The organism is Propioniciclava sp. MC1595, assembly GCF_017569205.1.
Lineage (GTDB): Bacteria > Actinomycetota > Actinomycetes > Propionibacteriales > Propionibacteriaceae > Propioniciclava.
The window spans coordinates 1-19,567 of the sequence record NZ_CP071870.1; the positions used below are offsets into that span (position 1 = coordinate 1).

The window sequence follows — 19,567 nt, forward strand, 5'->3', positions numbered from 1 at the left end:
GTGGAGGACCATTTGCCGGGGCTCGTCGCTTGGGGATAGCGTAACCCACCACGACCGCCGTAGTACGCCCCCACCACACGGGCGCGTGCCGCCCGTGTCGTACCTTGTCCACACGATGTGGACAGGGATGTGGACGATCGAGGCACCAGCACCACCCGAGGGGACGTGATCCATGACGCAGGACGAGTCCTCGGCCCTCGTCGCAGCATGGGGTCAGGTCTGTTCGCTCGCCCCCGACCCGGTCAAGCCCTGGGTCAAGGCGGCGCAGCCGCTGGCGCTGCACGAGTCCACCCTGGTCGTGGCGGTGCCCAACGACTTCTCCCGTGAGCGGGTGGCCGTGCGCCACCGCGACTGGATCGAGTCGACGCTGGCCGGCCACTTCGGACGCCCCATCCACCTCGCCGTCTCCGTCGACTCCTCGCTGGAGACCGACCTGGCGGACGCGACGGCCACGGCGTCCCCCGAGCTGCCGCTGGACGCGCCCACGCTGGGAGCCGGCTCGGCGCCGACTGCGATCGGCAACGGCGACCGGCTGAACCCCAAGTACACGTTCGAGAACTTCGTCATCGGCTCGTCGAACCGCTTCGCGCACGCCGCGGCGGTGGCGGTGGCCGAGGCGCCCGGCAAGTCGTACAACCCGCTGATGATCTACGGGCAGTCCGGGCTGGGGAAGACCCACCTGCTGCACGGCATCGGCCACTACGTGCGCCAGTACTTCCCCCAGGTGCGGGTCAAGTACGTCTCGACCGAGGAGCTCACGAACGACTTCATCAACGCGATCTCCGAGAACCGCACGGTCGAGTTCCGGCGCACCTATCGCGACATCGACGTCCTGCTGATCGACGACATCCAGTTCCTGGAGAGCAAGATCCAGACGCAGGAGGAGTTCTTCCACACGTTCAACACGCTGCACAACGCGCAGAAGCAGATCGTGATGACCTCCGACCGCCCGCCGAAGGCGCTCGAGGCCCTGGAGCCCCGGCTGCGCTCACGGTTCGAGTGGGGCCTGCTGACCGACATCCAGCCGCCGGACCTCGAGACGCGCATCGCGATCCTGCGGAAGAAGGCGACCGCCGAGAACCTGGTCGCCACCCCCGAGGTGCTCGAGTTCATCGCCGACAAGATCGCGACGAACATCCGCGAGCTCGAGGGCGCGCTGATTCGCGTCACGGCGTTCGCGTCGCTGAACCACCAGCCCGTCGACCTGCGCCTGGCCGAGGAGGTGTTGAAGGACCTCATCCCCGAGGGCGTCGAGGCCCAGATCACGCCGCCGCTGATCATGAGCCAGACCGCGAACTACTTCAACATCACCGTCGACGACCTCTGCGGCCCCGCGCGCACCCACGTGCTGGTGACGGCCCGCCAGATCGCGATGTACCTGTGCCGCGAGCTCACCGACTTCTCGCTGCCCGCCATCGGGCGCCTCTTCGGCGGCCGCGACCACACGACGGTCATGCACGCGAACAAGAAGATCCGCCAGCTGATGGCCGAGCGTCGCACGATCTACAACCAGGTCACCGAGCTCACCAACCGGATCAAGCAGGCGGCCTCGGCTCGCTGATGTCGGCCCCTCGGGGCGACACTCACCCTCCTGACACCGGAGCCCTGTCAGTTCCTGTCCCGGTTGAGTGTCGCGCCACCGCCGCACTGGGGAAGTTCTCCCCAAAACCCTGTGGAGAAGTGGATCATCCTGTGGAAAGAGGAACGGGGCGGAAACGGCCTCCACAAATCCTCCCCGTGTAGTTCCGAGTTGCCCACACCGGCGTCCCACCCCGAATCGCCGAGCTGACAGCAGCAAACGCCGCTCGTCCACGGGATCCACAGGCGTTACTACGACAAGGAAAAGAAAGACATCTCCATCTCCCAAACCTCACGAACCTGCCCGGGTGTGGGTAACCAACCGCACCCGCACAGTCAGGATAGGATCGGCAGAGCAGCCACCCGAAGGAGCATTCACGACGAAGCTCCCACGCGGGTGCCGTCGAACCGTGACCCCTGGGAGCATCAGTGAAGATTCGTGTCGAGCGTGACGTCCTGGCCGACGCCGTCCAGTGGGTGGCCCGCAGCCTGCCCAACCGGCCGAGCGTGCCGATCCTGGCGGGCCTGCGCATGGAGGCGGCCGGCAACCAGGTCGTGCTGTCGAGCTTCGACTACGAGACCTCCGCCAAGGTGACGATCGCCGCCGACGTGCAGGACGAGGGCGTCGCCCTGGTGTCCGGCCGCCTGCTGGCCGACATCGCGCGCAGCCTGCCCGCCAAGCCGGTCGACCTCGAGGCCGACACCTCCAAGATGGAGATCACCTGTGGTTCGGCGCGGTTCACGCTGCAGTTGCTCCCCGTGGGCGAGTACCCCGACCTGCCCGAGATGCCTGTCTCGACCGGCACCGTGACCCCCGAGACGTTCGCCCAGGCCGTCTCCCAGGTCGTCGTCGCCGCCGGACGCGACGAGCTGCTGCCGGTCTTCACCGGCGTCCGCGTCGAGATCGAGGGCGACACGCTCAGCCTGCTCGCGACCGACCGCTATCGCATGGCGCTCAAGGAGCTGCCCTGGAACCCGACCTCGCGCAACACCGAGGCGGCCGCGCTCGTCCCGGCGAAGGTGCTCGCCGAGTCGAGCAAGTCGATGACCCAGGGCGAGAAGATCTCCCTCAGCCTGTCCTCCGGTGAGGGCGGCGACGGCCTGATCGGCTTCGAGGGCGAGGGCACCAACGGCACCCGCCAGATCACCACCCGCCTGCTCGACGGCGAGTTCCCCAAGGTCCGCCACCTGATGAACGTCCAGCCGAGCGTGACCGTGCGGGCGAACACCTCCGAGATCGTCGCGGCCGTCAAGCGCGTCGCCCTGGTCGCCGAGCGCAACACGAGCTTGCGCATGGTCATCAACGACGACCACATCACGCTCGAGGCCGCCACGGGCGACCAGGCGCAGGCGGTCGAGGCCGTCGAGGCGACCGTCGTCGACGAGACGGGCAACGGCGTGGCCATGACCGCGGCCGGCTTCAACCCCCACTACCTGCTCGACGCCCTCAACGCGCTCGACACCCCGTGCGTGAACTTCGCCTTCACCGCGCCCGGCAAGCCCTGCCTGCTGACGCCGCTGGTTGAGCTCGACGGTGAGCCGTCGACCGACTACAAGCACGTCATCATGCTCATGCGCCTGCCCCAGTAGGTTGTTCGTCACCCAGCTCAGCCTGGCCGACTTCCGCTCCTGGGAGTTCGCCGAACTCAGCCTCGCGCCCGGCGTCACCACGCTCACCGGACGCAACGGGCAGGGCAAGACCAATCTCGTCGAGGCGATCGAGTACCTGGCCACGCTGGGCTCGCACCGCGTCGCCTCGGACGCCCCGCTGATCCGGTTCGGCGCACCCCGGGCCATCGTCCGGGCCCGCGTGCAGGCCGGGCTGGACGACCCCCGCGCGTTGGGGCTGGAGATCGAGATCCACCAGGGCCGGGCGAACAAGGCGTCGCTCAACCGCGGACCACTCCGCCGCGTGCGCGACATCCTCGGCGCCTTGCGCGTCGTGCTCTTCTCACCCGAGGACCTCGCCCTCGTCAAGGGCGACCCCTCCGACCGGCGCCGCTTCATCGACGACCTCCTGACCCAGCGCTGGCCGCGGCTGGCCGGCGTGCGCGCCGATTACGACCGCGTGCTGCGCCAGCGGTCGATGCTGCTGAAGTCCTTGTCCGGACGCCGTGGGTCCACGTTCCCCGACGCTGCCGCGACCCTCGACGTCTGGGACGACCAACTCGCCACCCTCGGCGGCGAGATCATCGCGGCCCGGCTGCAGACGCTGGCTGAGATGGCGCCGTTCGTCGCCGAGGCCTACCTGGCGATCGCGCCCAGCAACAACGATGCGGTGGTCGCCTACCGGTCGAGCTCGCTCGGTCTGGATCCGGCGCCGGGGGAGCCCCTTCGCCCTTCGGTCCCTGAGCTTGTCGAAGGGCACATCACCACCGCCACCCCCGACGAGGTTGCCGCCCTGCTGAAGGAGTGCATGCTGGATCGCCGCCAGGAGGAGGTCGCCCGCGGCGTCACGCTCGTCGGCCCCCACCGCGACGACCTGGTGTTGTCGTTGGGGCACCTCCCCGCCAAGGGGTACGCCTCGCACGGGGAGTCCTGGTCGTTCGCCCTGTCGCTGCGCCTGGGCGCCTACGCGCTGCTGCGTGCCGATGGTGTCGAGCCGGTGCTCATCCTCGACGACGTGTTCGCCGAGCTCGACGAAGTGCGTCGCGAACGCCTGGCCGAGCGCATCGCCGGTGCGGAGCAGGTGATCATCACCGCCGCGGTCGCCTCCGATGTGCCGGCGTCACTGGCCGGCAAGCGCTGGATCATCCACGAGGGAACTGTCACGCTGGATGCCGATGAGTGACCTGCCCGACGACGAGACCGAGGCCGTCCCGTTCGACCCGACGGGGCTCGACCTCGCGCGCCAGGTCGCGGCCGCGGCCGGCCGGTTCGCGCCCGCGCCACCCCCGCGCAAGAAGCTGCGGAAGAAGGCCGGACCGGGGCGCGGGGCGTCCGGCAAGGAGAGGGGCGAGCCGCTGAGCCTGGGTGAGGCGCTCGAGGGCGTCATCGAGGATCGAGGCTGGGGCACCCAGGTGAACGTCCACCTGCTGCTGGGCCGCTGGGCCGAGCTGGTGGGGGACGCCGTCGCGCAGCACTCCACGCCCGAGGCGTACCGCGATCGGGTCGTCGTCGTGCGGACGACGTCGACCAACTGGGCCGCCCAGCTGCGGTTGATGGCGCCGCAGATCGTCGCGAAGATGAACGCCACCCTGGGCCAGGGCACGGTCAAACGCGTGCAGATCCTGGGGCCGGAGGCGCCGAGCTGGCGCCACGGGCCGCGCTCGGTGAAGGGGCGCGGCCCGCGGGACACCTACGGGTAGTACGCCAGGTCAGCGCTGGCCGGTGGGGAGCGTCACGTGCGTGCGCCACTGGCCGTTCACCAACGACACCTCGGCCGTCCCGTTGAGCAGACGGAGGCGCTCCTCCATGCCGATCAGCCCCAACCCTTTGGCGCCGATCCGCTTGGAACGGGTGCGGTTGACGAACAACCCGTGCAAGAGCCCGTCCTCCTCGTACACGGAGAACCAGCAGGTCGAGCCCGAGGGGGCGTGCTTGATGATGTTGTTGGTCGCCTCACGGACGATCTTGGCCAAGGTGGCGGAACGGGCTGGGGACACCGCTCCCAGGCGGATGTCGGTGTGGACGATCAGGCCATGCAGGCGGAGGCGCTCAGCTTGGTCCTCGATCATGGTCGTGAGGGCGTCGGGGCCGGGGAGGATCGTCGCGGGGATGACGGACGGGTGGCCATCTCGGAGGGACGACAACAGCTGCCGCAGGTCCCTCGCTGCTGAGGCACAGTCCTCTGCGATGCGACCCAACTCGTCACGGGTCGCGTCCGGGACGCCGGGGTCCTCCGCGGCCATCCATGCGCGCATGGCGGCGTGGGACAGGCTCTGGGCGGTCGTGTCGTGCAGCTCCCGGGCAAGTTCGAGCCGGAGCTCCTCGATTCGAAGGCGTGACTCCTCCCGCTGGTGGGAGAGGCGAGCGGCAGCGAGCCGCCACAGCAGGGCGGCACCGACGGCCACCAACGTCGTGACGGCGAAGGGCGTGAAGGACCGAAGCGTCGGGTCGAAGTTGTCGAGGTGCAGGACGAGCCCCACGAAGGAGCCAGTGATCATGGCGGTGGTCAGCGCGACCGAGAACCGGTGGTTGCGTGCCGCCGCTGAGGCTGCATTGATGAGGAGCGCAATGGAGGCCGTCGTCGTCTCCGCCGCGGGGATGAACAGTTCAACCCCGACAGCCACGAGGGCCAGACCGGCCGCCGGGACCGGCCAACGTCCGGACCCGGCAGCCGCCAAGTGGATGACCCCAGCTGTGACCCACGCCCATGGAGACGTCTCGAAACTGTGCTGGATCGTGAAGACGAAAAGGAAGCTGAGTAGGGCAAGGCTGGGCTCGGCGAGGTAGCTGAGGGCCAGTCTTTCAGCGGGCTCCTCGCGAGGGGTGTGCGGCGGGAACACCCCCGGAGTCTAGCGGGTCGGCTGGGACCTTACCGGGGGCAGCGGATCGGGATCACCCGACAGATCCAGCTGGTCCGATCCCTGAGCAGGAGCGTCAGGGATCGGACGAAGGAACAGGACGGTCGGGGACAGGGCGATCACGGCCTCGGTCATGGGGTGCCTTTCTCGGGTGGGGATTACGGCTCCACGGTAGGCACGACGGAGAGGCTGTGGTGGACCGGGTCTACCCGGGAGGATGCTTTGTCGACCGGGGTGGTTCACCCGGTCAACCTTCGGGTGGGTGACGCCTCGTCAGCGTGGGACGAGCCCCCAGGTGTGGGCCAGTGCGGCCAGCGCGGCGCGATTGGGTTGCTCGAGGCGGCTCAGCAGTCGGGACACATAGGTCTTGACGGTGCTGGGCGACAGGAACAGGAGTTCGGCGATCTCGGCGTTGCTCAACCCGCGACCGACGTGGCCGAGGAGTTCCTTGTCGCTGTCCGTGAGGTGGTCCGGCGGAGGGGTGTGTCGCGAAGCGACCGTCCGGAGCAGGGAGGCGACGAGCTTGGGCGACACGAGCGCGTCACCGCTGTACGCGCTGCGCACGCCGTGGAGGACCAGGCCCGGGTTGTCGGACTTCAGGAGGAAGCCGGAGGCGCCAGCCTCCAGCGCCCTCACCAGGGACCGGTCATCGCCAAGAGCCGTGAAGCAGACAACCCGGCAGTTCACCGGTAGGGCCGTGATCCGCGCCGTGACTTCGATCCCGTCCAAGTGCGGCATGTGCAGGTCGACGATGGCCACGTCGGGCAGCAGTTCCTCGGCCAAGCGAACGGCTTCGGCGCCGTCGGAGGCGATCCCCACCAGTTCGAGGTCGGTGGCACGGGCGAGATACGTCTCGATGGCGCGCTGGGCGAGGGGGTCATCCTCAGCGAGGAGGACGCGGATGTGGGGTGACATGAACCCAATGTACGGGTCCGCGCCGGGAGTTGCGTCAGCCAGCCCGTTGCTCAGCCCCGTTCGTTGACCCCGTAGGTGATGCTCGAGGCCGCTTGCATCAGGGTCCGCGCGTAGACGCGGTCGGTCAGGGGCACGATGGCGCGCCCGATGAGGCCGAACGAACGTCGAGCGGCGACCCGCGTGATGTGGCATCCACCGGTGGCCCGCCGGATCTCGAACCGGTCGATCGTGAGGAGCTGACCGGCGCGTGGCCCCTCGACCAGTTCGGCGCGCCACACGACGATGGAGGCACCGTCCTCCTGGCGGCTGCTGGGGTGCATGTGAACCGAGGTGTCCCCGCCTCGTTGGTGGTGGTGGATGGTGGTGCCGTCCCCGGAGCGCGTGGCACGGGTGGGATCGTATGCCCACCAGTCCAACGAGTCGGGTCGGATCAGGGCGTCGGTGACCGTCGCCCCCGGGACGGAGACGTACCAGGTGAGTCGCTGGACCCGAGCAGGTGCGGGTAGCTCCACGGGGGCTCCGGGGATTACCGTGGGGACGAAGGGGTCGACGGCCGTCACGTCCAGTTCGGCGGTGAGCATCGCCGGGCGAAGGCCGGCCGCTTCCACGAGGCGTGTCACGACGCCTGACGGGTCCTCGAGCAGACTCATCAACAGCGCAGCGGTCCCGGGGGCCGTCCGGAGGGCCTCCTCGGTCAGGGCCTGCGCCGGCGGTGTGAGGGGCAGTGTCGCCTTGGGGTGGGTCGCCGGCCCGGTAGCGGGACCGGTCAGGGCGACGACATGTGTCCTCGCGGAGTCGAGGCTGATCCCGTGCGTGCCGAGCAGCCGGGCTGCATCGCCGCCGGTCTGGAGGAGGCCGAGGTAGAGGTGGGCACGGTCGATCCGCGTCGCCCGGAGGCGCAGCGCCTCGCGGTGGGCGGCCGTCGTCCACAGGTTGGCGAGGTTGAGTGTCATGGGGGTCCTCCCTGTTGCTGGGTGATGGGGTGCTGAACTGTCAGGACGGGCTCGCGACCCCTTGTTCTTCGATGTCCAGGGACGTCGGCTGCGGGTCGCCGTAGGCGGAGGCCTGAAGGTGGTAGAGGTGGGCGTACTGTCCGTTCACGGCAAGGAGCTCCTCATGGGTGCCCTGCTCGATGATGCGGCCACCGTCGATCACGACCACACGATCAGCGATGCGCACCGTGGAGAACCGGTGGGCGATCAGGAAGGTGCTGGCGTCCCGCGTCTGCTCCCTGAACCGCTCGAAGATCTCGCGTTCGGACTCGGCATCGATGGCCGCGGTCGGTTCGTCGAGCACCACGATGGGCGCCTTCCGCACGAAGGCCCGGGCCAGGGCCATCCGCTGCCACTGGCCGCCGGAGAGCTGACGCCCGGCCACGAAGTGCCGTCCGAGCGTGGTGTCGTAGCCGTGCTCCATCTGTCGGATCTCGGCGTCGATCCCCGCAGCTGCGGCAGCCCCCGCAATGGACGTGGGGTGTGCCAGCTCATCGACACGCCCGAACCCGATGTTGTCCCGCACGCTCATCTCGTAGCGGATGAAGTCCTGGAAGATGACCCCGATGTTGGCTCGGTAGGCGTCGAGGTCGTACTCCTCGATCGGGCGCCCTTCGAGCAGTATCTGGCCCGACGTCGGCTCGTAGAGACGCGTCAGGAGCTTGACCACGCTCGTCTTGCCGGAGCCGTTTCGCCCCACGAAGGCGACGCAGGTGCGCGCGGGTATGCGGAAGCTGACGTCGTGGAGGACCTCCCGCGTGGTCCCGGGGTAGGTGAAGGAGACGTTGCGGAACTCGATGCCCTGCTTCAGTGTCCGGGGGAAGGGGAGCCCACCGGTGCCTTCACGGTTCCGGGGCATCCGGAAGACCGCGAACAGGTTGCCCAGGAACAGTGACAGCTCGAAGAGGCCGCCGACAGCCGCCAGGAGCGCCAGCATCGAGGCGTTGATGGTGGTGAGGGCCTGCAGGTAGCCGGCCAGTTCCCCCAGGCGACCGTTGTCGAGGGCGAGGAACAGGGCCGCCGTGATCGCAGCGCCCGCTCCCACCACCGTGACCAGCCCCAGCCCGCCCAGGACCCATGCCTGCCGCGCGGCGATGCTGCGATCGACCGCCAGGAACTCGCGGACGAGTCCGCGGTAGCGGTTGATCAGGTGGGCGCCCAGCCCGAACAGGCGCACCTCCTTGAAGGAGTGGTCCCTGGTGGTGAGGTGCTGCAGGTAGCTGAGCAGACGCCGTCCCGGCGCGCGGTCGTACTCGATCTGGTAAGAGATGGCGCCGAACCACATGGTGCCGATGGCCGCCGGGATGGGGGACAGGATCACCAACAGGGCGATCCAGGGGTTCCACCCCATGATGACCACGGCCACCGACACGAGCGTGAGTGCTTCACGAGCAACCTCGAGCACGCTGCTGAACAACTGCTGGATTCCACCCCCGCTGCTCTCCTGGGAAGCCCGTTGGAGCTTGTCGTAGGAGGCTGCGTTCTCGTAGTCCTCGAGTTCCAGGCGCGTCCCCACCTCCATGAGCCGTTCGCTGACCAGCGCGCCCAGTTTGAGCTGCATGACGTGGGACAGGTACTGGGTGGCGATACCGAGGACATGGGCCGCCAGCATCACGCCGGCGAGCAGGGCTGCGGGCAGCGCCACCGCCCGGACGGCCGAGGAGCGATCAGCCTGGGTGATCCCGTCCGCGACCGCCTGGACTGCCCAGGCCAAGGCCTGCACCTGGACGGCCGGAAGGGAGGCCGCGACCACGGTGAGGAGGATGATCCCCAGGATCGTGAGGGGTCCGGTCGACCACAGCAGGCGGAAGGCGCTGATCCAGTCGTGCCAGACGCTGTGCCCGTCCCTCTGTTCGGACGCCGTGCGCAGGGCGGCACGCCCCAGACCCTTCACAACAACCCCCTGTCCCGGGCCGCCTGACGGCTGCGGAGCGTGCGCAATACCTCGTGGCACAGGAAGTAGATCTCCGCTTCGCGACCAAGGTCGATGGGCAGCAGGCGGTTCACGAGCATGTGGGCCAGACTGCCGATGAGGGTCTTGTGGTCCCCGCGCAGGCGCCCCTCCACCTCGGCCAGACGTACGGCGTCTCCGGCTCGGCGGTGCTCCGCCTCCCCGATGCGCAGGGCGACATGGAGGTCGTCCAGGGCCGGGTCAGGGTTTCCGCCCGTGACGGTTTCGGCCAGACTGACGAGCCTGCGGGCGTCACTTCTCAGCGCTGCTCGCATGCGGTCGGAGGGTTGCCCTGTGGGCAACATGTCGCTCAACTGGTCGGGTGTGCAGCCCCACTGGCTGAACAAGGCGAGCACGGCGGCCATGCCCACCTGTTCGTTGGTGAACGCGCCTCCGCAGTCCTCACGGAACGGCAGGAGGGCCACAGCAAGACGACTCGAGGCGTGGAAGGTCTCTTCCACGATCGGGAACACGTCGGAGCCCCCATAGCGGGCCTCCTCCGGAACATAGGGCAGCAAGCTGTAGTGGGATGCGCGTGCCCGCCCGACCAGATCCTCGGCCAGTTCGACGACCTGACCGACGAGCTGGGCAGCCGTTGCGCCGACAGCGCGCCTGATCCGCAGGCGGAGGTGGGGCCGCGGATCCATGTACCGGATGTGGAACCAAGCCTGGACCACGCCTTGGGCCACCCAGGCTTCGCACCGCTCTGCGATTTCTTCCATCAGGATGCGGTCCTGTTCCACGGTGTTGGCGTACAACACCAAGTAGCACCACTCCCCTCCGGCCCCGTGCCGCTGCCCGGTGTCCAGAGGCCCGATGCTCATGGGGGCGGGCATGGGGTGCGCATCGGTGGCCACCAGGGGAACGACCAGCTCGCTGGCGTGGCGTTCGCCCGCGTCGCCGCGCAACCACGTTCCGTCGGAGCAGGGCAGCATCTCGTTGATGGTCAGGCCCTGGACGTGGGCGGGATCGTCGAGGAGCGACACGAGTTCACGGACGCATGCGGGGTGATCGAGATCCAGCAGCAGCCGGTTGTCGAAGTCAGCGGCATAGACCCAGCGGGGAACCCGGTGCCTGTGGCGCCAGCGGGCGATCGTCTCCGGCGAGAGTGACTGGTCGGGGAACAGTGCGGCGAGCAGACGGCGGGACACGGTCCACGTGGCGGGGCGCAGCACCACGTCGCGGTGGATGACGCGGGGCAGGGCGGTCGCCCCCTCGAGGCGTCCCCAGGTGAAGCCGGACGGCATGACGTACCCGTCGGCCGACACGTCGAGCAGGAACCGGGCCACGTTGGGGGCCATCTGTTCGTTCAACATGTGGCTTTGGATCACCACGACTTCGCGTTGGAGACGTCGGCACCACAGGAACATCCGGGTGGCGGAGATGCCCACCTCGAGCTCGTCGAGGGAGATGCGGCCCTCCTCGTCCGCAGTCGCTCCCGCGTTCAAGACGATCTCGTGGTCGGTCAGCAGCGGCCGGACGGCCACATTGGCGGCGTGCCCCGACGATGGCAGATAGCACAACTCGGCGATCACGGCCTCGGGGCGACTACGGTGCCACGCTCTGTACAAGTCCTCGAGGTTCGTCATCGACGTGGGCGGCAGAATGTCATGGAAGCGCCCGTAGGTGCGCCCCCCGAGGCTGAAGGTGCCCCGTCGTCGGGTGGCCACCACGGTCTGGGCTCAGTTGGCCGGTTCGTCCATGCCGCACCCGATGGTGCACATGGGCGTGCAGGTGTTGGAACAGAAGCAGGTCCACTTGGTGCACTTGATGGTCCGGGAACGCGCGGGCGTCCAGGAGGCGGGCTCCACGTGGCCGGCCGCCGGCGTGCTGATCCGGACATCGAGCTGGAAATCACTCATGACGAAACACATCCTTTCTTGGGGGATTGTGGGAACGCCGAAAAGACGAATTGGATTCGTCGATCGGGATTCCCGACGGGAGGGGGTTCCCGCGGTTTCATCACACTCGGGACTCTTGGTCCGGCACAAGGGCTCGGTCGCCTGGGTCGACTTTCGGTGGAGGCTGGCGACCCGAAGGTTGACGGTCGTGTCATCGATCGGGTGCACCGTGGGCCGAGCGTCGCGACGGGGTGAGGTGCAGGCTTCGTGGCGTTGTACCGTGGCGAGACCGAACACCTGGAGGATGCCCATGCACACCACCAAGCGATCAGCCCTTGCGGTGGCCCAGCTCGTGGGAGGCGCGGCCATGGTCGTCGCCTTCTTCGCCTATCTCGTGCTACGTCCGCCCGCCTCGACGTGGGGGGGTTCTGGTGCACCCTGGCTCGGTTGGGGCGTCTATGCCGTGGCCTTCCTCGTCCTGACCGGCGGCGTCAGCCTCGCCGCAGCCGGGTGGAACGCCCTCTCATCCGCCCGGCGCCGCACGCGTCCCCAGGGCGACTGACTTCTATCTTCGGGCGCGCTGCCATGCCCCATCGGCCGTGGGATTGCCCATTCGAGTCCTGGCCGGAATTGTCAGAACTGAAAGATTCCTACCGGACAGTCGGATCGAATCGGTCCTGAGCAGGAGAACCCGATGTCGAGATTGCCTATGAGAACCTTGCGTCATGGGGCGCTCCGCTGGATCCTGCGCCCGTGCCCTGACCGCGTGGCACCAAGCCTCGAGCTGAGCAACAACGAGCCCCTGGCCGACGAGCACAACGCCCTGCTGCCCCCGGACTCGTTCCACCTGCCGGTGGGGCGCCCGGTCACCCACACCATCTATCGGGACGCCGCCCACCCCAGCCGGCTCGTCCTGCCGTACACGATGGGGTGAGCCATCGGGGTGAACCGAGGCTTCTGGCAGCACGGACGGGCCCCCGCCTCTGTTGCGAAATGGGGCCGATGATGAGGGGCCGATGGTCGGCGCGCCCATTCCCTCCGAACAGCGGCCCCATTCGACAACGCGGCTGCTGCGGCACCGTGCGACGATGGCTCCATGGAGCCGATCACCCCGTCGCGCCCGGGGCATGTGTTCGCGGAAGTCTCCGGGTGGGAGGTGGAGTGCTGCGGCTCGCCCTTCAGGGTGGGTGACCTCGTGGACGCCGACCTGTACGACTACTTGGCCCCCGCAGCGCAGGAACTGTTCACCCCACTCGAGCAGTACTGGTCGTGGCACGACGACAGTGCGGCCCCTCGGGTGCGGGCCCGGGTCGTGAACCTGTGGGAGGTCTGGTGGGAGTTGCGTCAGGTCGGTGAACGAGCGTTCGAGACGCTGACGGGGCGCGGCCGGGCGATCGGCGTCCACGAGGTTGAGATCGACTTCGACCGTCAGCCCAGCGGGTGGGTGGTCGAGCTGGCACCCGTGGTCGTGCTCCCTCACGCCCCCGGCAGTTGACTCGTGGTGTTGGCCGGACGCCGCAGGCGACCGCCCATGCGCCGGCCCCGCTCGCGGACGATGTCGATGACGCGGGCCGCGGACTCCTCCAGCGCCATGTCGGTGGTGTTGAGCACAGGGCAACGCAGGCGGCGGTGCAGGGCGTTCACCTCGTCGAGCTCGTCGTAGATCGCGGCGAGGTTGACGTAGCCGTCCTTCATGCCGGCATAGCCCTGCCCGCTCACGCGTTCGGAGCGGATGTGCTGGAGCTTCTCGGCATCCATGGTGAGGCCGACGATGCGCCACCGGTCGACGTCGAACAGCTCCTCGGGTGGCACGATGCCCGGGATGATCGGCACGTTCACCACCTTGTAGCCCAGATAACCCAGGAAGATCGACAGGGGCGTCTTGCCCGAGCGCGAGGGGCCCACGAGGCAGATGTCGCCCTCGTGGAACGACGAGGGCGCGGCGCCGTCGTCGTTGCGCACCGCGAAGTCGATCGCCGAGATGCGGGTGAAGTAGTCGACCTCGACGCCGACCGGGCGCAGGGGTTCGCGGTCGGGCTCGACCCCGCTGATCGTCCGTAGTGCGCGGATCGCGTCCGTCATCAGGTCGGCGCACGGGACCCCGATCTCGGCACAGGCCTTGGTCACCAGGTGGGCCTTGTCCTCCTTCACGAACGTGAACATCACCGCGGTCGGCCGCCCCTCCTGAGCCCGGGCGCGGACGGCATCGAGCGCGCCCATCACGGCCTCGCTGGTGGTCATCCGGCGGTGCCGCACCAGGGTGAAGTCGCGGGTCGGGAACTGCGCCACGGCCGCGCGAGCGATACGGGCCGCGGTCTCGCCGGTGGAGTCGGCGATGAGGTGGATCTCGAGGTCGTCCGTCATGGGTCCATCCTCGCCGACTCCGGTGCGTGGGCGTCGCGAATGCCAGCACTCCGGCGGTCGACCGGGTCGTCGGGCGGGGGGAGTGCTCCCCTGTGGAAAACACGGGTCGGGCCCGTCGGTGCTGTTAGGTTCGAGATGACCGCCCGTTCGCCCCCAGGAGGCCAACCATGAGCGTGATGCAGGGCATCACCGAGGACGTCCCGTTCGACCACGGCGCCGCTGACGCACTGGTGACCGCGTGCACGAACGCCGCCTCGGCCATCGAGGGTCAGACCGGGTCGCGAGCCTCCTGGGTGGCGCACGGGCTCGAGGACTTCAAGGGCTACTACGCCCAACTGTTCGAGCAGAACGGCCGGACGCAGGCCAGCGACGCGTCCCACCTGGCCACCCGATTGCGGCAGGTGGCCACGGCGGTCGGTGACCTCAAGGCGTCCGCCACGGCCGAGCAGAATCGCCGCCAGACGGCGCGCGACTGGAAGGCGCGGCAGGAGGCGCGCGGCTTCTGGGACAAGGTGAGTGACTGGTTCACCGGTGGCGAGCCGCCGCCCGTCGGGGGCCCCGACCCGACCAAGAACCTGTCGGTGCCGCCGTACTCACCCCCGCCGCGGGAACCGCTGTCGGGCAACGGGTCGACCGGCACCTCCTCCGCGCGGCCGGCGAACCTCCGCTCGTTCGCCAGCAACTCCCGGGGGGCCAACGACGCGCTCGCGCCGCACCCCGGTCGGCTGCGCACCGCCTACGACGCCTTCACGGGGTCCTGCACGTGGGGGTCCCTCGACGCCGCCGGTGTGTGGGGCGGGTTCGCCGCCTACCTCACGGCCAACGGGCAGGACGTGTCGTGGGCCGACACGGTGGCCGGTGCCTTCGAGGCCGCGGGCAGCTCGGGTGTGGTGACGACCTCCAACGCGGCCATCACGGCGTCCCTGCAGACGGCGGGGGTCAACGCGAGCCGTGACGACCTGGTGATCACCGCGCCCGAGGCCATCGGCGCCCCGCCGACCACCGGCTACGCCAACGACCCGGTCAACACGGCGACCGGCAACTTCCTCGAGCCCGAGACCGATCTCACATTCGGCGGTGGGGCCGCAAGCCTCCGCCTGACCCGCATGTACAACTCGGTGCACCCCGCGGTGGGCGCGTTCGGCCCCGGGTGGTCGTCCTGGACCGAGGCGGGCCTGCTGTTCGACGACGGCGGCGCCCGCTGGGTGCGCGACGACGGCCGGCACGTGCTGTTCCCCCGACAGGGCGATGGCTGGGGCCGCGCCACCACCGAGGCTTTCTGGCTGACGGCCCGCCCCGACGGGCACGCGATCACCGACAACACCGGCGCCCGCTGGGAGTTCGACGCCGCCGGACGCCTCGCCGCGACCTCCGTCGGCCCCGGCAGCCGCGTGGTGCTCTCCTGGGACGGGACGCGCCTGGTGCGCCTCACCCACCAGCGCGGGCGGCGCATCGACCTCACGTGGTCCGACGACCGGGTCGTCGCCGCCGAGGCGTCCGATGGTCGACGCGTCACCTACGACTACGACGACGCCGGCCGCCTGGTGTTGGCCACCTCGCCCCAGGGCACGCGCCGCTACGACTGGAACGACGCCGGCCTCGTTCACCGGGTGACGGACGCCGACGGCGTCATCGAGCTGGAGAACACCTACGACGACCGCTCCCGCGTGGTGGAGCAGCGTTCGCCGCACGGGCGGGTGACGCGCTTCGCCTACCTGCCCGGCCACGTCACGGTGGTCTCCGACCCCGATGGGTCGCGCGCGAACACGTGGATCCACGACAACCGCGGCCGCCTCGTCGGTGTCGTGGACGCCCACGACCAGCGGCAGTCGATGGCCCGCGACCAGTACGGCCAGGTGGTGATGACGACCGAGCGCGACGGGTCGATCACCGTCCGCGAGTACGACGAACGCTCCCGGCTGACGGCCGAGGTGACCCCGTCCGGCGCCCGGGTCGAGACGGCGTGGGACGAGCACGACCGTGTCGTGAGCGTCACGGTCGAGGGCGGGGATGCCCCCGCCACCACCCGCTTCGAGTACGACGGGCTGGAGCGAAACCCCCACACCATCATCGACGCCGAGGGTGGCCGGACCGGGTTCACCTGGGCCGACGGCCTCCTCACAGAGACGGTCGACCCGACCGGGGCTCGGGTCACGATGGCCCACGACGAGCACGGCGACCTGGTCGCGATGGCCGACGGCCTCGGCAACACGGCCCGGCTCGAGCGTGACGCCGCGGGTCGGATCGTCGCCAGCACCACCCCCCTGGGGCACCGCACGACGTTCACCTGGGCGGACGAACGACTCGCCGCGCGCACCGACCCCGATGGGGGCACGTGGCGGTTCGAACACACGCCGGCCGGACGCATCGCCGCGGTCATCGACCCGTTCGGTGCGCGCACCGAGTACGGGCACGACGAGGCCGGGGAGACGGCATCCGTCACCGACCCGTTGGGGCGCACGACCTCGCGCGTGTTCGACGCGCTGGGCAACCTGGCGCGCACCGAGCTGCCCGACGGCAGCACCTGGGTCTTCACCCACGACGCGCTGTCGCGACTCGTCGCCACCATCGACCCCGAGGGCGGCGAGTGGCGCTGGGAGTACGACCTGAACGGCACTCCCGTCCGCGCCATCGACCCCACCGACCGCACCACCGTCGTCACCCGCAGCACCGACCGCACGGTGACCCGGACTGGATCGGTTCGCGAGGACGGCCCCGCCTCCACGCTCGTCACCGACCGCATCGGTCGGATCGTGTCCGTGACCCAGCCGGGGTACGGCAGCCAGCTCACCCGGTACGACCGGTGCGGGCGCCCGGTCGAGTACGTCGACCCCGACGGGAACGTCACCAGCCTGGAGCGGGACGCGGCCGGCCGCGTGCTGGGCCTGCGGCGTCCGGGCGGCGCCACGACCCGGTACACCTACGACGCGCGCGGCAAGCTCGCCTCGGTGACGGACGCCGCGGGCGCCACCACCACGTTCACGATCGACGCCGACGGACGCCTCGAGTCCGAGCTCGGCCCGACCGGTGAGGTGCTCCGATACGAGTACGACGCCAACGGACGGGTCACTGCGTCGGTCCGGCCCGGTCTGGGACGCACCACGTGGGCGTACGACCTCGTCGGCCGGGTCGTCGCCATCAGGAGCCGGCAGTGGGGGTTGCGCCGGTTCGCCTACGACGCGGCCGGCCAACTCGTCGAGGCGCAGGACGCCCTCGGCGGGGTCACGCGCTACCGCTACGACCTCAACGGGCGGGCCGTCGAGGTCACCGACCCGCTGGGCCACACCACCGTCCGTTCGTTCAACGCCCGCGACCAGAAGGTCGAGGAGGTCGACCCGCTCGGGCGCCGCAAGCACGTCGGCTACGACGCGGCCGGGCGCCTGGCCTGGCACGAGTACGGCACCGGCGAACGCGTCGCCTGGGCGTACGACGACGACGGCGCCCTCAGCCGAGTCAGTCTCGACGGCGAGACGGTGGCGCAGCACCAGCGCGACTTCGCGACGAACACGCTCACCATCCTCGACCACACCGACCCCGCCGGCGAGGTCACGCATCGCCTGCGCTGGGACCGCCGCGGCCACCTCGTCGAACGGTCCCGTGGCGATGACACGGTGCACTGGGCGTACGACGTCGACGGGCGGTGCGCCGCCGTCGCGGCCCCCAACGGCGCCACGACCCGCTACGAGTACGACCCGGTCGGCCGACGGGTCGCCGTGGACGCCGCGGGTGCGGGCCGGGTGCAGCTCACCCTGGACGCGGCCGGGCGCCTCGTCGCCGCGACCGCGCCCGGCGCCGAGCAGGCGTGGGTGCACGAGGACGGGGACGTCGTCTCCCACACCCTGACCCGTGGTGGCGAGACCAGTCGCACCGAGGTGGAGCGGGGCGCCGACGGCCGGATCGCCACGATCGTGCGCGACGGCGTCCGCACCGAGTACGGGCACGACGCCGCGGGCCAACTGGTGTCCGCGACCACCGGTGCCGCGACCCAGCGGTGGGAGTACGACGCCGGCGGACGCCTCGTGCGCGAGGCGGACGGCCCGACGACCAGGACGTACGCCCACGACGACGCCGGCCAACTGGTGCGACGTGACGCCGACGGGGTGGTCACCACCTACAGCTACGACGCCGCAGGGCGCCGCACCGGCGAGGTCGGGCCCCACGGCGAGACGACGTTCACCTGGAGCCCGATGGGGTGGCTGTCGGCCATCGAGGGCCCGCACGGCCACACGAGCGTGCACGTGGACGCCCTCGGCGAACTCGCCCGCGTCAACGACGCCGACGTGTTCTGGAACATCGCCGAACGCAGCGTCGCCCCCGTTCAGGTCGGCGGCGACGCCGTGACTGCGGCCCCCGGGTTCCTCAGCGATGGCGCTGGCTGGCTGGCGACCGGGTGGCGTACCGAGCGCGGTGACGCCGTCGATCCGTGGGCGCTGGCCACCGGGTCGACGCACGGGCCGATCAGCCTCGGGGCGTCCGGGCAGGTCGTCTTCGCGGGGTTGGAGTGGCTCGGCGAGCGGGTCAACGACCCTGCCTCGCGCGGATTCCTCAGCCCCGACCCGCTCGACCCGACCCTGGGCGCGCCGTGGGCCGGCAACCCCTACAGCTATGCGGGCAACGACCCGTTGCACGCGCTCGACCCGACCGGCCTGCGCCCGGTCACCGACAAGGAACTCGCCGATTACACCCATGCCGCCCACACCGGGAACTTCTGGGAGCGCAACGGCGACACCATCGTCGGCGGCCTGGTCACGGCGGCGGGCGTGGCGATCATGTTCGCGCCGATCCCGGGCGCCCAGATCATCGGCGCGGGTATCGCCAGTGCCGGCATCAACGTGGTCACCCAGACCCTGCAGAAGCCGGGCATGCCGATCGACTACGTCGAGGTCGGCATCAACGGTGTCCTCGGAGCGATCCCCCTCGGCCGGGCGGCGACCGTCTTCAGCGCCTTCGGGCGGGGAGCCGGCGCGGGTGCCGCCACGGGTCTCGTCACGGGCATCTACACCGGAGTCCGCGACGGCTTGTCGGGCTCCGACCTGGTCTCCAGTGTCGCGCAGAGCGTGGGGATGGGTGCGCTGTTCGGGGGCATCCTCAACGGGATCGGCCACGTCGCCTCCACGCCGAAGCCGTCGACCTCGACCGACCTGGTGCCCGTCAACCCGGCCCCGAGCCAGGCGCCACCGGCCCCGGCGCCGGCGGCACCCGCCCCGTCCACGGAGCTGGTGCTCTACCGGCCGCCGTCGACCGAGCTGGTCCTCTACCAGCCGCCGACCCCGGCGCCGGTCGCCCCGACCGCGCCGCCGGGGCCGCTGGCCCTGCCACCGGGAGCACCACCGCCGTTGGCGTTGCCGCCGGGCCCGAGCGCGCCGTTGGCACTGCCGCCGGGGGCACCCCCGTTGCCGGCGCTGCCGGCACCGCCCCCGATGCTCGCGCTGCCGCCGGGCCCCTCGGCTGGGTAGGGTG

At 70.0% G+C, this 19,567-nt stretch carries 15 protein-coding genes; 8 read left to right on the forward strand and 7 right to left on the reverse strand.

Annotated elements, in window-relative coordinates:
* The first annotated feature begins 172 nt into the window (after positions 1 to 172).
* The 4 genes from dnaA to J4N02_RS00020 all read left to right on the forward strand — a co-directional run bounded on the left by dnaA (position 173) and on the right by J4N02_RS00020 (position 4,886).
* Entirely contained in the window at positions 173 to 1,561 is a 1,389-nt protein-coding gene (gene dnaA, locus J4N02_RS00005; protein WP_188334187.1) for a chromosomal replication initiator protein DnaA, read from the forward strand.
* A 446-nt stretch (positions 1,562 to 2,007) separates the two neighbouring features.
* Entirely contained in the window at positions 2,008 to 3,168 is a 1,161-nt protein-coding gene (gene dnaN, locus J4N02_RS00010) for a DNA polymerase III subunit beta (RefSeq protein ID WP_188334188.1), read from the forward strand.
* Position 3,169: 1 nt separating this feature from the next.
* On the forward strand, positions 3,170 to 4,369 hold the full coding sequence (gene recF, locus J4N02_RS00015) for a DNA replication/repair protein RecF (RefSeq protein ID WP_182817343.1): 1,200 nt from the start codon (positions 3,170 to 3,172) through the stop codon (positions 4,367 to 4,369).
* On the forward strand, positions 4,362 to 4,886 hold the full coding sequence (locus J4N02_RS00020) for a DUF721 domain-containing protein (protein ID WP_182817345.1): 525 nt from the start codon (positions 4,362 to 4,364) through the stop codon (positions 4,884 to 4,886). Before recF ends, J4N02_RS00020 begins: the two co-directional genes overlap by 8 nt.
* Before the next feature lie 9 nt (positions 4,887 to 4,895).
* On the opposite strand, the gene J4N02_RS00025 is transcribed toward J4N02_RS00020, so the two are convergent.
* The 6 genes from J4N02_RS00025 to J4N02_RS00050 form a co-directional block, all read right to left on the reverse strand.
* Positions 4,896 to 6,026 carry a sensor histidine kinase gene (locus tag J4N02_RS00025; RefSeq protein WP_182817347.1) on the reverse strand — a complete coding sequence of 377 codons (1,131 nt, stop codon included), beginning with the start codon at positions 6,024 to 6,026 and terminating at the stop codon, positions 4,896 to 4,898.
* A 291-nt stretch (positions 6,027 to 6,317) separates the two neighbouring features.
* A complete protein-coding gene (locus tag J4N02_RS00030) occupies positions 6,318 to 6,959 on the reverse strand; it encodes a response regulator transcription factor (RefSeq protein ID WP_182817348.1) in 642 nt (213 codons plus the stop codon).
* A gap of 50 nt (positions 6,960 to 7,009) precedes the next feature.
* Complete coding sequence (locus J4N02_RS00035; protein WP_188334189.1) at positions 7,010 to 7,912, reverse strand: Clp protease N-terminal domain-containing protein; 903 nt, start codon at positions 7,910 to 7,912, stop codon at positions 7,010 to 7,012.
* 40 nt (positions 7,913 to 7,952) lie between these two features.
* Entirely contained in the window at positions 7,953 to 9,845 is a 1,893-nt protein-coding gene (locus tag J4N02_RS00040; protein WP_188334190.1) for an ABC transporter ATP-binding protein, read from the reverse strand.
* A complete protein-coding gene (locus J4N02_RS00045; protein WP_182817354.1) occupies positions 9,842 to 11,575 on the reverse strand; it encodes a lantibiotic dehydratase in 1,734 nt (577 codons plus the stop codon). Before J4N02_RS00045 ends, J4N02_RS00040 begins: the two co-directional genes overlap by 4 nt.
* Positions 11,576 to 11,584: 9 nt before the next feature.
* Entirely contained in the window at positions 11,585 to 11,764 is a 180-nt protein-coding gene (locus tag J4N02_RS00050; protein WP_182817356.1) for an FDLD family class I lanthipeptide, read from the reverse strand.
* A 289-nt stretch (positions 11,765 to 12,053) separates the two neighbouring features.
* Here J4N02_RS00050 and J4N02_RS00055 point away from each other — a divergent pair, with 289 nt between their 5' ends.
* The 3 genes from J4N02_RS00055 (at position 12,054) to J4N02_RS00065 (ending at position 13,238) form a co-directional block, all read left to right on the forward strand.
* Complete coding sequence (locus tag J4N02_RS00055; RefSeq protein ID WP_188334191.1) at positions 12,054 to 12,305, forward strand: hypothetical protein; 252 nt, start codon at positions 12,054 to 12,056, stop codon at positions 12,303 to 12,305.
* Between the two features lie 204 nt (positions 12,306 to 12,509).
* Complete coding sequence (locus tag J4N02_RS00060) at positions 12,510 to 12,677, forward strand: hypothetical protein (protein ID WP_182817408.1); 168 nt, start codon at positions 12,510 to 12,512, stop codon at positions 12,675 to 12,677.
* 162 nt (positions 12,678 to 12,839) lie between these two features.
* Complete coding sequence (locus J4N02_RS00065) at positions 12,840 to 13,238, forward strand: DUF6578 domain-containing protein (RefSeq protein WP_182817360.1); 399 nt, start codon at positions 12,840 to 12,842, stop codon at positions 13,236 to 13,238.
* Here the strand turns inward: J4N02_RS00065 and ppsR are convergent.
* Positions 13,220 to 14,107, reverse strand: coding sequence for a pyruvate, phosphate dikinase/phosphoenolpyruvate synthase regulator (gene ppsR, locus J4N02_RS00070; RefSeq protein WP_182817362.1), 888 nt, complete (start codon positions 14,105 to 14,107; stop codon positions 13,220 to 13,222). The two genes, J4N02_RS00065 and ppsR, sit on opposite strands and share 19 nt — an antisense overlap.
* 167 nt (positions 14,108 to 14,274) lie before the next feature.
* Here ppsR and J4N02_RS00075 point away from each other — a divergent pair, with 167 nt between their 5' ends.
* Positions 14,275 to 19,563, forward strand: coding sequence for a DUF6531 domain-containing protein (locus tag J4N02_RS00075; protein WP_188334192.1), 5,289 nt, complete (start codon positions 14,275 to 14,277; stop codon positions 19,561 to 19,563).
* The last annotated feature ends 4 nt before the right edge of the window (positions 19,564 to 19,567 follow it).

What these genes read in the sequence shown, in the direction of transcription:
- dnaA (WP_188334187.1), top strand. Translation starts at nt 173, where the DNA reads ATGACGCAGGACGAGTCCTCGGCCCTCGTCGCAGCATGGGGTCAGGTC.
- J4N02_RS00020 (WP_182817345.1), top strand. Translation starts at nt 4,362, where the DNA reads ATGAGTGACCTGCCCGACGACGAGACCGAGGCCGTCCCGTTCGACCCG.
- J4N02_RS00030 (WP_182817348.1), bottom strand. Translation starts at nt 6,959, where the DNA reads ATGTCACCCCACATCCGCGTCCTCCTCGCTGAGGATGACCCCCTCGCC.
- J4N02_RS00035 (WP_188334189.1), bottom strand. Translation starts at nt 7,912, where the DNA reads ATGACACTCAACCTCGCCAACCTGTGGACGACGGCCGCCCACCGCGAG.
- J4N02_RS00050 (WP_182817356.1), bottom strand. Translation starts at nt 11,764, where the DNA reads ATGAGTGATTTCCAGCTCGATGTCCGGATCAGCACGCCGGCGGCCGGC.
- J4N02_RS00055 (WP_188334191.1), top strand. Translation starts at nt 12,054, where the DNA reads ATGCACACCACCAAGCGATCAGCCCTTGCGGTGGCCCAGCTCGTGGGA.
- J4N02_RS00065 (WP_182817360.1), top strand. Translation starts at nt 12,840, where the DNA reads ATGGAGCCGATCACCCCGTCGCGCCCGGGGCATGTGTTCGCGGAAGTC.
- ppsR (WP_182817362.1), bottom strand. Translation starts at nt 14,107, where the DNA reads ATGACGGACGACCTCGAGATCCACCTCATCGCCGACTCCACCGGCGAG.
- J4N02_RS00075 (WP_188334192.1), top strand. Translation starts at nt 14,275, where the DNA reads ATGAGCGTGATGCAGGGCATCACCGAGGACGTCCCGTTCGACCACGGC.